Annotated in this window: 18 protein-coding genes; 4 read left to right on the forward strand and 14 right to left on the reverse strand. The window is 53.7% G+C overall.

The window, feature by feature from the left end:
* Window positions 1-251: 251 nt before the first annotated feature.
* The 5 genes from NSU18_RS31975 to NSU18_RS31995 form a co-directional block, all read right to left on the reverse strand.
* On the reverse strand, window positions 252-1,064 hold the full coding sequence (locus NSU18_RS31975) for an ABC transporter permease (protein ID WP_341022974.1): 813 nt from the start codon (window positions 1,062-1,064) through the stop codon (window positions 252-254).
* Window positions 1,061-2,083 (reverse strand): ATP-binding cassette domain-containing protein, encoded by a 1,023-nt coding sequence (locus NSU18_RS31980; protein WP_341151127.1) that lies wholly within the window; start codon window positions 2,081-2,083, stop codon window positions 1,061-1,063. The genes NSU18_RS31975 and NSU18_RS31980 overlap by 4 nt, the downstream gene beginning before the upstream one ends.
* A gap of 181 nt (window positions 2,084-2,264) precedes the next feature.
* Window positions 2,265-2,810 carry a hypothetical protein gene (locus NSU18_RS31985; protein WP_341151128.1) on the reverse strand — a complete coding sequence of 182 codons (546 nt, stop codon included), beginning with the start codon at window positions 2,808-2,810 and terminating at the stop codon, window positions 2,265-2,267.
* A gap of 7 nt (window positions 2,811-2,817) precedes the next feature.
* A complete protein-coding gene (locus tag NSU18_RS31990) occupies window positions 2,818-3,732 on the reverse strand; it encodes a phosphotransferase (RefSeq protein ID WP_341151129.1) in 915 nt (304 codons plus the stop codon).
* A gap of 259 nt (window positions 3,733-3,991) precedes the next feature.
* Complete coding sequence (locus NSU18_RS31995) at window positions 3,992-4,873, reverse strand: AraC family transcriptional regulator (protein ID WP_341151130.1); 882 nt, start codon at window positions 4,871-4,873, stop codon at window positions 3,992-3,994.
* A gap of 191 nt (window positions 4,874-5,064) precedes the next feature.
* Here NSU18_RS31995 and NSU18_RS32000 point away from each other — a divergent pair, with 191 nt between their 5' ends.
* On the forward strand, window positions 5,065-5,598 hold the full coding sequence (locus tag NSU18_RS32000; protein ID WP_341151131.1) for a CDP-alcohol phosphatidyltransferase family protein: 534 nt from the start codon (window positions 5,065-5,067) through the stop codon (window positions 5,596-5,598).
* A gap of 5 nt (window positions 5,599-5,603) precedes the next feature.
* On the opposite strand, the gene NSU18_RS32005 is transcribed toward NSU18_RS32000, so the two are convergent.
* From NSU18_RS32005 to NSU18_RS32025, 5 genes are read right to left on the reverse strand one after another with little or no spacing between them, the layout of a single operon-like run.
* Window positions 5,604-6,350 carry an N-acetylmuramoyl-L-alanine amidase family protein gene (locus NSU18_RS32005; protein ID WP_341022987.1) on the reverse strand — a complete coding sequence of 249 codons (747 nt, stop codon included), beginning with the start codon at window positions 6,348-6,350 and terminating at the stop codon, window positions 5,604-5,606.
* Complete coding sequence (locus tag NSU18_RS32010) at window positions 6,347-6,715, reverse strand: DMT family transporter (RefSeq protein WP_341022988.1); 369 nt, start codon at window positions 6,713-6,715, stop codon at window positions 6,347-6,349. The genes NSU18_RS32005 and NSU18_RS32010 overlap by 4 nt, the downstream gene beginning before the upstream one ends.
* A gap of 2 nt (window positions 6,716-6,717) precedes the next feature.
* Window positions 6,718-7,041 carry a DMT family transporter gene (locus NSU18_RS32015; RefSeq protein WP_341022990.1) on the reverse strand — a complete coding sequence of 108 codons (324 nt, stop codon included), beginning with the start codon at window positions 7,039-7,041 and terminating at the stop codon, window positions 6,718-6,720.
* A 16-nt stretch (window positions 7,042-7,057) separates the two neighbouring features.
* The gene (locus NSU18_RS32020; RefSeq protein WP_341151132.1) at window positions 7,058-8,194 is read right to left on the reverse strand and encodes an SGNH/GDSL hydrolase family protein; all 1,137 of its coding nucleotides are present in this window, start codon (window positions 8,192-8,194) and stop codon (window positions 7,058-7,060) included.
* Complete coding sequence (locus NSU18_RS32025) at window positions 8,191-8,445, reverse strand: hypothetical protein (protein ID WP_341022993.1); 255 nt, start codon at window positions 8,443-8,445, stop codon at window positions 8,191-8,193. The genes NSU18_RS32020 and NSU18_RS32025 overlap by 4 nt, the downstream gene beginning before the upstream one ends.
* A 179-nt stretch (window positions 8,446-8,624) precedes the next feature.
* Here NSU18_RS32025 and NSU18_RS32030 point away from each other — a divergent pair, with 179 nt between their 5' ends.
* Window positions 8,625-10,505: an LTA synthase family protein gene (locus NSU18_RS32030; protein WP_341151133.1), complete on the forward strand. Its 1,881-nt coding sequence runs from the start codon at window positions 8,625-8,627 to the stop codon at window positions 10,503-10,505.
* 61 nt (window positions 10,506-10,566) lie between these two features.
* On the opposite strand, the gene NSU18_RS32035 is transcribed toward NSU18_RS32030, so the two are convergent.
* Together NSU18_RS32035 and NSU18_RS32040 are read right to left on the reverse strand one after the other, a co-directional pair.
* Window positions 10,567-10,812, reverse strand: coding sequence for a hypothetical protein (locus NSU18_RS32035; RefSeq protein ID WP_341022995.1), 246 nt, complete (start codon window positions 10,810-10,812; stop codon window positions 10,567-10,569).
* A complete protein-coding gene (locus NSU18_RS32040) occupies window positions 10,784-11,227 on the reverse strand; it encodes an alpha/beta fold hydrolase (RefSeq protein ID WP_341151134.1) in 444 nt (147 codons plus the stop codon). Before NSU18_RS32040 ends, NSU18_RS32035 begins: the two co-directional genes overlap by 29 nt.
* Before the next feature lie 4 nt (window positions 11,228-11,231).
* Here NSU18_RS32040 and NSU18_RS32045 point away from each other — a divergent pair, with 4 nt between their 5' ends.
* Together NSU18_RS32045 and NSU18_RS32050 are read left to right on the forward strand one after the other, a co-directional pair.
* Window positions 11,232-11,873, forward strand: coding sequence for an SDR family NAD(P)-dependent oxidoreductase (locus NSU18_RS32045; RefSeq protein ID WP_341151135.1), 642 nt, complete (start codon window positions 11,232-11,234; stop codon window positions 11,871-11,873).
* A gap of 123 nt (window positions 11,874-11,996) precedes the next feature.
* Window positions 11,997-12,797, forward strand: coding sequence for a lipase family protein (locus NSU18_RS32050; RefSeq protein ID WP_341151136.1), 801 nt, complete (start codon window positions 11,997-11,999; stop codon window positions 12,795-12,797).
* 125 nt (window positions 12,798-12,922) lie between these two features.
* Here the strand turns inward: NSU18_RS32050 and NSU18_RS32055 are convergent, their stop codons facing one another.
* Together NSU18_RS32055 and NSU18_RS32060 are read right to left on the reverse strand one after the other, a co-directional pair.
* Window positions 12,923-13,339 carry an extracellular solute-binding protein gene (locus NSU18_RS32055; RefSeq protein WP_341151137.1) on the reverse strand — a complete coding sequence of 139 codons (417 nt, stop codon included), beginning with the start codon at window positions 13,337-13,339 and terminating at the stop codon, window positions 12,923-12,925.
* A gap of 136 nt (window positions 13,340-13,475) precedes the next feature.
* Complete coding sequence (locus tag NSU18_RS32060) at window positions 13,476-13,691, reverse strand: sialidase family protein (protein ID WP_341023001.1); 216 nt, start codon at window positions 13,689-13,691, stop codon at window positions 13,476-13,478.
* Window positions 13,692-13,724: the final 33 nt, after the last annotated feature.

Below are 13,724 nucleotides of genomic sequence, written 5' to 3' on the forward strand. Positions count from 1 at the left end.
CTGTTTTCCACATACATTGGGCCCATATTCCGCTGTAACAGCCCATTATATTCGGTTTCAAGCATTCCCTCAGCCTTCAGTCATATTCAGCATCTTAGCATCTTAGTTATTCTACGAATCATTCAAAGGAACTCTTATCTACAATTCACACTAACCTTTTCCACAGCAGCAGGAAACTATAGTTTCCTATACATACAAAAAAACGCCAACCCATGCATCCCTGCATTCGTTGACGTCTTACTGAATCAGACTTACGTCCGGCGCATATACGCACGCACGGTAATCGGAGCAAAGACCGCCACAATCACAGCGGCTCCGATCAGGGAATAGACCAGATCACTGCCTACCGTTCCATGATTGACCAGTTCACGGACAGCAGTGACCAGATGCGAGATCGGATTGTTATTCACGAACCACTGAAGCCATTTCGGCATCGTCTCAACCGGCACGAAGGCATTCGAGAGGAAGGTTAGCGGGAATAACACGATCATAGAAATCCCCTGTACACTGGATGCCGTGCGGGCGATCACGCCGAAAAAGGCAAAGATCCAGCTGATGGCCCAGGAGCATCCGATGACCAGAACCGCCGCCAGGGCAACCCCGCCGATGCCGCCTTCCGGCCGCAAGCCCATGATGTAGCCCATTACGAAGGTGAGTACTGTAGCAATCGTGTAGCGTATAGTATCTGCAAGCAGTGCTCCTGCGAGAGGGGCAATCCGGGCAATCGGCAGCGATTTGAAGCGGTCGAACACCCCTTTCTCCATGTCCTCCCGCAGCTGGACACCGGTGACGACAGAGGTCGTGATTACGGTCTGCACCAAGATTCCCGGAATGATTACCGGCAGATAACTTGCCACATCACCGGCAATTGCCCCGCCGAAAATATACGTGAACATCAAGGTGAATATAATCGGCTGAAACGTGACGTCAAACAATTGCTCCGGTGTACGCCGGATCTTGAGCAGTCCTCTGTAGGCCATCGTAAAGGAATTTCGTACCGTCTGGCCGAAGCTGGTACGGTTTTTTAAATTACGGTCTACACCCGGCTTGATTAATGTACTCATGCTAATACTCCCTCCTTCTTCTGCGCGCTATCCGGGACAAGCCCCGCAGCTTCCTTGACGCCATAACCGGTCAAGGTCAGGAATACTTCATCCAGCGTCGGCTTCTGCACACTCATCTCAAGCAGCGGTATGCCTGCCTCACGAAGGGCGATCAGCAGGTCGGTTACCCGGTCCACGTTCCCCATCGGTGCGATAATTTTGGCTGCTTCTGCCGACAGGTTAGAGCGTCCCTGAAGCACCTGCTCCACAATCTGCCGCGCCTTCAGCAACTGCTGCGGATGGACCACCTTCAAGTGAAGCGAGGAGTTGCCCACCGAGCTCTTGAGTTCATCAACGGTTCCCTCTGCGACCACCTTACCGGTATCAATTACGGCAATCCGGTCCGCCAGTTGATCCGCTTCCTCCAGATATTGGGTCGTCAGCAGGACCGTCGATCCCGTATTCACCAGCCTGCGGATCGTCTCCCACATCTGATTGCGCGTCCGGGGATCAAGCCCCGTTGTCGGCTCATCCAGGAAGATAAGCGGCGGCTGCGCAATTAGACTGGCCGCCAGATCCAGCCGCCGGCGCATCCCTCCGGAGAAATTCTTCAGCGGGCGCTTCGCTGCTTCCGTCAAGCCGAATTCCTCCAGCAGCTCAGAAGCCTTGCTGCGTGACTCCGCACGGCCCAGGCCATGCAGCCTGGAGAAGATCACCAGGTTCTCCGTCGCGCTAAGCGATTCATCCACCGATGCATATTGACCCGTCACTCCAATTAACTGACGCACGATCTGCGGTTCTTTTGCCACATCATGTCCGAAGATACGCGCCGAACCTGCGTCAGGCCGGAGGAGGGTAGCCAGCATGCGAATTACGGTTGTCTTCCCGGCACCATTGGGACCCAGCACCCCATAGATCATTCCTGTGCCTACCTTGAGATCCACACCATCCACGGCCCGGTTGCTCCCGTAGATTTTGACCAATCCCTGCGCTTCAATGGCGTAGCTGCCGCCCTGCCCTGCTGCTTGTGTCTGCTTCATGTTTTATTCCTCCTTGATTGCTGAATCTATAAGGATAGTAACCGGCATATGTAAACTGAATTTAAACCTCCTTCTACTCTGCCCGGTTGCTGTTTCCCTATCCCATTAAACCAAAAATCCGATCCCTTGGGATCGGACTTGCGGAGTACGCTTGCAGGCGTACCTCTATATACAGTTCTCCTTAGTCATAGCCGCCTTCAGCTTCGGGCAATGCCTGGTACTCTTCTTTACCGGCTACGATGTCTGCGATGAAGGTCCGCAGCTCCAGCAGTTGCTCTGCATCTGCCGTAAGCTCACAATTCTCGCCGGACCAGGACCAGTTCCGTGTGAATCCGTTGACGGTGATCCTCCAGCTGTCCTCCTGATAAGGGACCACCGCACAGCCCTGCTTGAGAGGCACAAGCTCCAGCTTCCCCATGATGTGAATGGCTCTCATCCGCTCATAGATGCTGCGCATTTCATCTTCGGTCAGCATAATATCCGCTGTGGCCGTTCCGTTCATGATCAGATCTTTTACCACAGTATCCTGATACGTGTTGATCTCATTCTTGTTGACCTCCCCATACCCGTACCGGACGAGAAAATCGAAATCAGCAGGCATCTCTTCAGGCATCTCTCCCAATACCTCCGGCTGCTCCGGAGCGGGTTGTGCATCCTTATTCGTGCTACAGCCAGCAATGACCAGTGCAGCCAGCAGCAAGTAAAATATGTGCTTCAGGTTAGTCACCTCCACCTTAATCCGATAGCGCCCGCATGATGTTAGATTTCGCCTCTGCCGCAACCGCTTCATTTCCGTCATCGGCCGCTTGCATGAAGATCAGCATGGGGATGTATACCGCCATCAGCCGCGCCAGCAGCTTCGTGTCCTCGTCCGCTCCTCCGTACGTTTCGAAAAACACGCCGCGGGCGTACGGTGGTAAAAAGCTATAAGCAACGCTCAAATCGCAAGCCGGATGGCCTACGCTCAGATCACCCCAATCAATGATGCCGGAGACGATCCCGTTCTCATTCACAAGCATATTTTTGAAATGAAGATCGCCATGCAGCAGTACATTTACCTCCTCCACACGGTCCTGTTGCAGCCTGCTGATATACGCCTCGATCCTACCTGACTCCGCCGGCGATAGGTGTTCAACCAACTTCGATAGAAAGCCCTCCATTTTCACTTTGCGCGATGCGATGTCCGTCAAGCTCCGATGATCTTGCTGAACTCCGTACTTCAGCGCCGTATCGACCGGAAACTCATGCAATCTCCGCAAAAATTCCGCCAGCGTCTCTGCCGATAAAGCCCGGCGTTCTTCCGTCAAACCGACTGGAAACTCTCCTGGCACGTGGGCATAGCCAAGAAAGGGTGCCGGATATTCGTCACTTGCTTCGCCATAAAACAACGGTTTCGGATAGGGGATGGTCAAATAGGCCGCCAGCTTCGGCAGCAGCTTCCCTTCCATACGAATCGCGCCAACTGCAAACGTCCTTCTTGGAAACCGGAACACGTACTCGTCACCGATGAGAAAAACCGTATTGTCCCAGCCCCAGCCTAGTCGCTTCACTTGCTTCGATGACAGCTCTGGGAATTGCCTGCCGATCAGCGTCCGCGCCTGCTCTTCGTTAACCTCCCACTCCGCATCCCATACATTCGTTCCTCCCATGAATTGTCTTCCTCCTCGTTCATTATGTACTATAGTAACGCCAACCCTTGATTCCGGTAATCCCGGTGCGTGATGATATCCGGTTCAATATAGCCTAATCCTTCCTCTCAGCTAATTACCTGTTATGTATATCTGCCTTCCACCCAGCAAAAAGGCCGGGGCCACAGTCACCTGTGTCCGCCAGCCCAGTATATCATGTCTAACGCCATCTCTTCACCTCTGCCTAAGCGGCGCCCGGTCCCGCTGGATACTTGCACCATTAAGGTCGCTTAACTTCCCGCACCGGAATCCATATTTCACTTTTAAAAGCTAATGAGTCGGTATCCTTGCTTTCATTCCATAGAAGCTCCGGCCCCTCGACCTGCTCATAATTGGAAGAGGGGAACCATTCGGAATAGATCCGGCCCCAGATATTCTGAAGTGTGTCCGGAAACGGCCCCACTGCTTCGAATACAGCCCACGTAGACACAGGAACCTCAAGCTTGGCGTAGGATGGCGGAGCTTCCAGAGTGGTGGCAACACCAATATAATGATCCAGCTCCCCGCGTTCCTCCATCCGTCCTTTCGAGAAATTCACCGATGCGCTGATTATTCCCGCCGGAATGATATTCGACAGCCCCTTCAGCTCATCGATCATCTCCATATTCAGACTCTGCCACATGGCAGCGATCTCCGGGTTCACCCCGCTGAACTGGATGGCTACCCTTTTCTTGAGTCCAACGATTCGGAAGGCCTCTTTCTCCTCTATGCGGTAATTCATTTCACTGCCTCCTCTAATGGTTAATTGAAAGGTCATTCGAGGAAAGGCCTTCAGGGGTGTCCCTGCCGTTCTTGCTTCTGAAGGCGTTACGCCGTGAAGCTGCTGAAAGGCTTTGGTGAATGCATCCGGTGAAGTGTATCCATACTCCAGAGCAACATCAATAATGCGGTGCTGGCTCCCCTGCAGCTTGAAGGCAGCCAACGTAAGACGTCTGCGGCGGATATATTCGGAGAGCGGAATACCGGCCCGGAAGGAGAACATCCGTGTAAAATGATACTCCGAGCATAACGCGTAGCCTGCAGCCACTTTTACATCGATCTCGTCGTCCAGGTGCTCTTCAATGTAGAAGAGTGCAGCATTCATATCTTCCAGCAGGTTCATCGTATACCTCCCTTTCCTCCCCATCAGCTTAACAGCTCTGCCGGGGCAGCATCCGACAGTTCCTGCACCATATTAACGGGTACTTTCTTATTCAAGACAATCCGCAAATTTAGAGGCATAATGAAACATAGAATGTATACGAATAAGCGAGACAGGAAGTCCCCATTACGCGGCTAAAAAAGGAGGTTGCCATGAAGCTTCTCCCCAACTGCATCACGCTCAGCCGGATCGGGCTGGCTCTTCTGCTGCTGTACCTGAGGCCGCTGGGCACAGGCTTCACTGTAGTCTACCTCCTGTGCGGAATTACCGATATGCTGGATGGTCCGATTGCCCGAATGACCGGTACGGTTAGCAGCTTCGGTGCCAAGCTCGATTCCGTGGCCGATATGACGCTGGCTGGCACTGCACTCTATACCTTATATCCGTTCCTTGGTCTGACCCCCGGCCTCATCCTGTGGATCGTGCTGATAGCCGTCATCCGGGGAACCTCCATCCTGACCGCGCTGTGTAAATTCAGCACCTACGGCAGCATTCATACCTACGGGAACAAGCTGGCCGGATTGCTGCTATTCCTTACACCATTGCTGCTTCCCCATGTGAATCAGGCGATCTGGACAATAGCTGTATGCTCAGTAGCCACTCTATCTGCAATCGAGGAACTGATCCTGCTTCTGATCGCAAGTGAGCTGCAGTTGGACCGCAAGGGACTGTATGTGCGGCGCTGATCATCTCACTCCAGCCCCAAATACTCCCTAATCCCATCTATAACAGCGGAGGCCACGCTCTCCTGGAACACGGAGGTCCACATCTTCGCCTCGTCGCCGGGATTGGTTAGATACCCCAGCTCCAGCAGCACCGACGGCATTACCGTATCGCGCAGAACGAAGAAATTCCCCTTCTTCACGCCGCGGTCTTTAAGGCCGGTAGCTTGAATGACATGCTTATGTATCGTCTCGGCCCAAGCCAAGGATTCTTCATGATAATAAAAGGTTTCTGTACCCGAGGCCGATGCATCCTCATAGGTATTACCATGAATGGAGATGAACAAGTCTGCGGGCAGGTTATTGGCGAACTGGGGCCGGAATAGCTCTTGTGAGGAAATAAAAGCATCCCCGGTCCGGGTAAGCAGGATCTCAAGCTGCGGGTCCTGCTCCACCCTGGCAGCGATTTGCTCTGACAGGTTCAGATTAAACTCCTTCTCCAGGCGTCCGCTTACAGAGACTGCCCCGGGATCTTCGCCGCCGTGCCCCGGATCTACTACAACCTTATAGACCTTGCCCTGGTAGGGCTGGCTGCTGCGCTGCGGCTGACCGCCTGATCTGGCAGATGGTGCATGGAGAGCAGTATCCTCAGCCGGGCCCGCACTGAGGCTGGTACTGGCAATGTTCCCGCCTGATCCGCTGTCTGCCCCATTACTGCATGCCGCCAGTAACAGCAGGGTGAGCCATGCGGCAGCTATCAGGTACCTTTTCCTCATTCGGATGACTCCTTCCTGCTCATTTCAGGGGTGCTCTCCCGGACGGCCTTATCCGGTGAATTCAGCAGCACCAGCCCTCCGATGATAATCAGCAGACTGATGCCGGTGAGCAGATTGAACGGATCATTCCAGATCAGGATGCCGATCAATGCCGTCAACGCCGTCCCCACTCCAGACCAGATGGCATAAGCCAGGCTTAGAGGTATGGTGCGAAGGCTGATCGATAAGCAGTAAAAAGCCAGGCCCATTCCAAGCACCACTCCGATCGACGGCAGCACACTGCTGAAACCATTGGAGAGCTTAAGCATAGTCGTACCGAAGATTTCCGACATAATAGCGATGCTTAGCGCGAAGTAACCTCTCATCTCTACACCCCCGTTGACAGCTTCAGCAGAATCACACCGCCGATGATGAGGATTAAGCCTGCTATTTTTCGCACATTCAGACGTTCCTTATAGACCAGTACACCAACCAGTGCGGTTAACGCCGTTCCTACGCCGGACCAGATGGCATAAGCTGTCCCTAGAGGGATCTCCTTCAGCGCCAGCGACAGATTGAAGAACGCCAGCCCCATGCCGGCGGCCACCGCTATGGAGGGAAGCAGCTTTTTGAACCCGTTCGATGCCTTCAGCATGGAGCTGCCGAAGACCTCGCTCACAATGGCTAACGCTAATAACATATAAGCATTCAATGGATTGCCTCCTAACTCATGACCCTGACAAAAGTCCCCGGATATAGCAGCTTAGCTCCCTGGCAGTCTGCTCGTGCGCCGGCAGGCCCGGATGGGTCCGTGCTCCCATCGTTTCATTCGTCACATTCGGCAGCTGGAACACCGACACGTTCTTGTCGCCCGTAGACTTCATGTATTCATCCACTGCACGGTAGATCGCCGGCATCAGGGAGAGGCCCAGCATGCCATACACCCAGAGAAGATGCGCCCCGGGGTTATAGCTTCTCAGCTTCGCCAGGAACCTCGTAACCGCGGCCTCGAAGGCGGCCAGATCCTCCTCATGATAGCTTCCGTCTTCATTCAGCCGCTGCTTATAGATGCGCCCGGTGTCCTCATCCAGCCATTCCGGGGAGTTGAACGCGCCGTCATCATTGGTGCCCAGGTTAACTACTACCACATCCGGCTGCCAGGCCGCAAAATCATTCATCGCATGCGCCCCGAGCGCTTCATTACGGGGACCGGTCAGCAGACCGCAGACCTGCTCGTAGATGTCAGGGATATTGCCTCCAGGATTGTTGTCCCAGCTGGAGAGCACTCCCCAGCCGCTCTGCGAGATCACCCTGAATTCGGCCTGCACGGCCCCGGCAGTTATCGCTGTGTAGTTATGAACGCCGCTGAACCAGGCAGGAATCCAGTCCTCTTCACTTTTGGCGCCAATGACACCCTCACCTGATGTGATACTGTCACCGATGAACTCCAGCCGGAACGGCTTCGCTTCAACAGGCAGGAAGCTGCCGTCAGTGCGGACCGCATGGAACTGGAGATAGGCGCCGGGATCGCCGCTCATCGCCTGAACCTCTTTTACAATCCGGATATTCTTCACCCGCTCAGGGCTCATTCCTCTGAATATGCAGACCCAGTGCCTTCCGGCATTCACCATCTGTCTGCTGACGGGAACGGAGTTGATCAGCACACTGATCCAGGACTCGTGATGATCGTAGCCGGACTCCACTTCAAGCCACAGCTCGGAGGCCTGGAGGTTCACTTCTATCGCACTGCCCGTCCAGAATAACGTCAGAGGGTTAAGCGCTCCGGTCGTTCTGCCATGAATCTTCAAGTGCTTGATCTCTGTCAAAGGCTGTACCTGTAACTGCAAATGCGAATTGTAGCTCATTCTATTCCCTCCAGTTTGCTGGCAATCGAGAAGCTGCGGACCTTCATCCACTTTCCGCCTACCCATTCGTCAACGGTGCCCTTCCGCGTTCTGACACAGAACTTATGCGAGGTACCGCGGTCAAAGCCCGTTGCTTCATATAACAGGTCCTCGCCCTGCTGTCCCTTGAAATACACCTGCTTCAGGCCGAGTCTGTTCAATAGCTCCTGCTTCACACTGTCTGTATATTGGCGTGAGAATTCTTTTGTCATCATTGTCCTCCTGCTTGGTTTATCAACGGTTCAACTTCCCGGATGCTTCTTAGAGAATAACGTATATGCGGCGAATTTTCACCTTTATTTTTCACCAAACTGCCCTTAAATCCGGTTGATTTTGAACTCGGCCCTGTAATAGAATTAATGGATTATATAGAAAAGGATGCGCATACGCAATGCCTTATAAGGAATCACGTTCTCTTCGAAAAAGGTCGATTCTGTTCTTCTCGCTGATCATGCTCGTGAAGAGTTATTTCGCCTGGTATTACCTGTTCGAGGACGGTCCGACCTGGACCACCTGGCTGAAGGAAATCCCGTTCGTGCTGCTGCTGTTCTGTCTCATTGAATGGTTCGCCACGAGGCATAAGGTCGCCATCTATCTGATCGTCAATCTGCTCATTACCGTCCTGTTCTTCTCTCTCATCGTCTATCATAATCATTTTGGAATGATTGCTACGTCCCAAGTCTTCGGTCAGGTCAAGCAGGTAGGCGCCGTCAAAAAAAGTATATTCGCCGTCGTGCATCCGCAATATATGCTTATCTTCGTCGATATCATTATCATCAGCCTGATTATGCTCAGACGCAAAAAAGCGCTGGCCTGGAAGCATTCCATGTCCCGTCCCAGCAACCGCAAGGCGGTAGCTATCCTGTTCTGCATCTCGCTTATGCTGTGCATGATGAATATCTTTCCCAACAAAGCCAGTATGAATGAGAACGTCAAGGCAGAGCAAATGGGCATTCTCAATTATGAAGCCTACGCCCTGCTGCGTGAACCTGCCGAGGAGCCTATGGACCCTGCGCAGATCTCCCAGGCCGGCATTGACATGACGAAGGGTATCCAGCCTGTCGCCCAGCCGGTGATGTTCGGGGCCGCCAAGGGAAAGAACCTGATCATCCTGCAAATGGAATCGCTCCAGAACTTCCTGATCAATCTGTCGGTGGACGGAACCGAAATCACGCCGAATCTGAATAAGCTTGCCGGTGAGAGCTACTACTTCCCGCGCTTCTTTCAGCAGGTAGGCCAGGGCAATACTTCCGATGCCGAATTCATCGTCAACACTTCCTTTTATGTGCCGCCGGATGGTCCGGCCACAGATAAGTATGCTCCGAAGGAGCTGCCGAGTCTGCCGAAGCTGCTGGAGGCACAGGGCTACGACACTGCAACTTTTCATACCAACAATGTGGAGTTCTGGAACCGCGGGGAGCTGTATAAGGCACTGGGCTTCAATCAATATTACGACAAAACCTATTTCGGCGAAGAGGATGCAGTCTTCTACGGCTCCTCAGATGAAGTCCTGTACAGGAAGACCTCTGCAGAGCTTGCGCGTATGGATCAGCGTGAACAGCCCTTCTATGCTCATGTAATCTCAATGTCGTCACATAATCCGTTCTCGATTCCAGAGAGCAAATACAAGATGACCCTGCCGGAGCGTTACGAGGGAACGCTGGTCGGCGACTATATCCGGGCTGAGAACTATGCGGATTATGCGCTGGGCCAGTTCATAGAGGAGCTTAAGAGCAGCGGTGTGTGGGATAACAGCGTGGTGGTCCTCTACGGCGATCACCGGGGACTCCCGATCTTCTCACTGAAGGATGGGGATAAAGTCCTGCTGCAGGAAATCCTGGAGCATGATTATAATGAGCGTGATCTCATTAATGTCCCATTCATTATCTCCGCCACCGGTGTTACGACACCGGCACTGAAGGAGCAATTAGGCGGCCAGGTGGACATTCTTCCTACTGTCTCTAATCTGCTCGGTGTCCCGCTGGACTATCATATCCACTTCGGACAGGATTTGCTTAATCAGACAACATACAACCTGCTGCCGCAGCGCTATTATCTGCCTACGGGTTCCTTCGTTAATAATGAAGAGCTGTTTCTGTCCGGCAGCGGGTTCGAGGACGGCCAGCATTACACCCTGTCCGGTGACGGAACGGATCTGACTCAATCGACGGAGGATGAATTCACCCGGGCGCTGGAGCTGCTCCGCATGTCCGACAGCTATGTGACGCAGCTTCGGGACCGCCCGGTGGAAGATGAGCCTATGAGCGAGTAACGGCAAGAAGCCCGGTTCGGGGATCTCCCTTAACCGGGCTTATTTTGTGTCTAGCTGAGGGTTAGCGCTGCTTGCCGATGAAATTCCGCACAGCCTGACCTGCCTGAAGCGGAAGCTGCATCCAGACATACGCATGTAGCGAATCCGGGATCAGCGCAATTTCATAGCTGTCCAGCAGCTCTGCGAAGGCATTCAGACTGTTGCGCACCCGTTCATCGTTCCATTCCGCTTCGCTGGGCAGGAACAAGACCGGGCATTGTATTGTCTGATAATAGTGTTCAAAAGACATGCGATTCAATGCTGTCATAGAACGGTTCCTCCCATTCGTCCAGGTCTGCCCGGAGCTGCACTTTCCTCTGCTCCACCTCTTCTGCCGTGCCGTCAAATATACCATATGCGCCAAATTCGTTATTCAGCGCACCTTCGCATACCAGGGACGCTACAAGCTCCGGATGGGCTGCTGCCAGACTGACCGCTATCTGTGCCCCCATCGAGCTTCCTGCTACGTAGCACTTGTCCACCTGCAAATGCCTTAGTAACTGATACATATCCTCTGCCATCTCGTCAATGTGATAGCCAGTCTCCGGCTTGTCCGACCGGCCATGCCCCCGGAGATCCGGTGAAAGGATGCTGTAGTCCTGCTCAAGTTGCGGGAGAATTCCATCCCACATATGCAGGTTGCTGGATCTTGCCAGTCTGGCTTCAGTGCAGGCATTCGGCACAAGAATGCATACTCAGCGGCACAGTCTTGATCTTCTGATTAACAATGCGGGAGTCATGACTCCACCTGTACTCCAGGTCACCGCAGACGGGTTCGAGCTGCAATTCGGTACGAATTACCTTGGACACTTCGCGCTCACTGCGTACCTGATGCCCTTGCTGCGCAAAGCAAAGGAGCCCCGGGTGGTCAGTCTAAGCAGTATCGCCCACCGGAATGGCTCCATTCATTTTGACGACCTGCAATTTGAACGCCGTTATCATGCGGGACAGTCCTACGCCCAATCCAAAATAGCAATGATTATGTTCGCTCTGGAGCTGCAGCGCCGCAGTGATCTGGCCGGATGGAACCTGCTGAGCCTACCGGTTCATCCGGGCATATCACGTACGGACCTGCTGCTGAATGGGGCGGGACGAAACAGTGCTCCCGGCATTCTCCGCAGGCTGCTTGGGCCCATCTTATTCCAGCCGGCTGCCCAAGGCGCACTCCCTGCACTGTTTGCCGCCACATCACCGGATGCCAAGGCCGGAGTCTATTACGGTCCCGGCAGACTCTCAGAAACCAGAGGCTTGCCGAAGCCGGCAAGATGGCTCCGCAAGCGCTGGACCGGACTGCCTCAGCCAGGCTGTGGGAGGTCTCCCGGCAGCTGACACAGGCGGATTTCGAAGCGATTGTGAGTGGCTGACATCTCTTATGCCGGGTCTGGTTGCCCGCTAGGCACCAATCCCGTCTTCTGATCATACACAATATAGAAAAGAAGGGCGGGATGCGGGATGACTACTAACAAGAGAGATGCAGAAGAGTGGGCGATTTTTCTGGCGGCGGTCTGCGGGCAGACCTACACTCAATTCGACAATGCAGAAGGGGCATTCGTGGTGCCGGAGGGTTTCTCAGCCGTGCACAGCTTCCAGGCGAAATCGATGGGGAATGTCTGGGAGCTGTTCGGCTTCATTCTGGAATCTCCGCAGGAGATCATTATTGCCTGGCGCGGAAGCATCTCCACCAATGACTGGCTCTCGAACATGAATGCCGCGCAAAAAAAATTCAAATACATTCAGGAGCCCTGCATGACCCATCGGGGGTTCACCGATATCTATGCATCTGCCCGGGATGCCATTCTCTCTGTGCTTGGCACACTGTCCCCGGAGAAGACGCTGTATGTAACAGGCCATAGCCTTGGCGGCGCACTGGCCACTCTATGTACGCTGGATATTGCCGCCAATTCTGCCTTCACCGCCCCGAGGCTCTATACCTACGGGTCTCCGCGTGTCGGGGATCCGGATTTTGCCAAGGCCTTCAGCCGGTATGTACGCAGCAGCTACCGTTATGCCAATCTTTTTGACGTCACTACGTATGTTCCGCCAACCGTCTACAAGCTGCCTAAGCAGAAGACCAAATACTATTACACCCATGTCCATACTCTTAAAACCCTGTCCTTTCAGAATGGCAGCCCTGAGCTGAACCATGTTATCCGCAGTTATTTCGCTGTGCTTAGGAAGACCCGGCCGGACTTCACCACAGCTCTGTGCGCCGCGAACCCCGGGTTCTGTCCAGTCCCGGAGCTAATTACTTAGTTCGCCAGGATCTGATTCAGGCTCTCCTCCAGCTGCGGCGTTCCGGCGGGAGACAATACGCCAGCCTTCGCCAGGATCTCCTTGTTGTAATACAGCATATGGAAGTGGGTATCCAGCGGAACCGCTTAAGGCTTGCCGTCATAGGATACGCTTATGATATTGGAATCCGAAATCTGCTTCAGGTCGAATCCTACCTTGGAGGCGAGTTCATCCACCGGCATAATCTGCTGGGCTTTCACGAACGGCGAGATCCGCTCCACGTGGGCGACCGCAACATCCGGACCTTTGGAGGACGACAGCGCTGTACCGAGCTTCGCGTAATACTCATTGGATTCCAGCCGGAGCGGCTTAACGGTCACCTCTTGCTGCGAGTCGTTGAAGCCCTTGATAATCTGATCCACGAACTCTCCTTCCCCGCCGCCGAACATATTCCAGAAGGAGATCTCTACCGGACTGCCGCTTGTGCTCTCTGGTGCAGCCGGTTCATCTGATGCCTTGGCCGCTCCGTTCTCTGTATTTCCGGAAGAGCATCCCTGCAGCACCAGAGCCAGCCTCAGCCCGGCCGTTACTACACTTGATAAGCCTTGTTATATCTTCATCTGTACAACCCTCTTCTCCGTAAAGTTTGTGCAAGGAAGGCCGCCACATGGTGATGTAAGGGCTTTCTCATCTCTAACTCTACAGCGAACACTGCTGTGCTTGAACCGACAAACTGCCGGGAGCGCCGTTGTTCTCGTCGATGGTGCTGAGGAAGCTCCAGTTGCCTCCACCGTTCGTGCTTTTATACACTCTGAGCTTGTACGATTCCTGCCAGCGGACAGAACGCATCGCCAGCAAAATATCGCCATTCGTGAGCTGCACGAACTGCCCGTTGTCGTTGAACCGATAATTCACCGCTATTTAGGCTCCAATTTTACGATTATCCGC

The organism is Paenibacillus sp. FSL H8-0048 (assembly GCF_038002825.1).
GTDB lineage: Bacteria > Bacillota > Bacilli > Paenibacillales > Paenibacillaceae > Paenibacillus_AQ.

Bases quoted from the DNA above. Each gene is read 5' to 3' on its own strand.
- NSU18_RS31995 (WP_341151130.1), bottom strand. From the start codon at position 4,873: ATGAACCTGCTGGAAGATATGAATGCTGCACTCTTCTACATTGAAGAG.
- NSU18_RS32030 (WP_341151133.1), top strand. From the start codon at position 8,625: ATGCCTTATAAGGAATCACGTTCTCTTCGAAAAAGGTCGATTCTGTTC.
- NSU18_RS32005 (WP_341022987.1), bottom strand. From the start codon at position 6,350: ATGAGGAAAAGGTACCTGATAGCTGCCGCATGGCTCACCCTGCTGTTA.
- NSU18_RS31980 (WP_341151127.1), bottom strand. From the start codon at position 2,083: ATGAAGCAGACACAAGCAGCAGGGCAGGGCGGCAGCTACGCCATTGAA.
- NSU18_RS31975 (WP_341022974.1), bottom strand. From the start codon at position 1,064: ATGAGTACATTAATCAAGCCGGGTGTAGACCGTAATTTAAAAAACCGT.
- NSU18_RS32045 (WP_341151135.1), top strand. From the start codon at position 11,232: ATGCATACTCAGCGGCACAGTCTTGATCTTCTGATTAACAATGCGGGA.
- NSU18_RS32025 (WP_341022993.1), bottom strand. From the start codon at position 8,445: ATGACAAAAGAATTCTCACGCCAATATACAGACAGTGTGAAGCAGGAG.
- NSU18_RS32020 (WP_341151132.1), bottom strand. From the start codon at position 8,194: ATGAGCTACAATTCGCATTTGCAGTTACAGGTACAGCCTTTGACAGAG.
- NSU18_RS32000 (WP_341151131.1), top strand. From the start codon at position 5,065: ATGAAGCTTCTCCCCAACTGCATCACGCTCAGCCGGATCGGGCTGGCT.
- NSU18_RS31990 (WP_341151129.1), bottom strand. From the start codon at position 3,732: ATGGGAGGAACGAATGTATGGGATGCGGAGTGGGAGGTTAACGAAGAG.
- NSU18_RS32010 (WP_341022988.1), bottom strand. From the start codon at position 6,715: ATGAGAGGTTACTTCGCGCTAAGCATCGCTATTATGTCGGAAATCTTC.
- NSU18_RS32035 (WP_341022995.1), bottom strand. From the start codon at position 10,812: ATGACAGCATTGAATCGCATGTCTTTTGAACACTATTATCAGACAATA.
- NSU18_RS32050 (WP_341151136.1), top strand. From the start codon at position 11,997: ATGACTACTAACAAGAGAGATGCAGAAGAGTGGGCGATTTTTCTGGCG.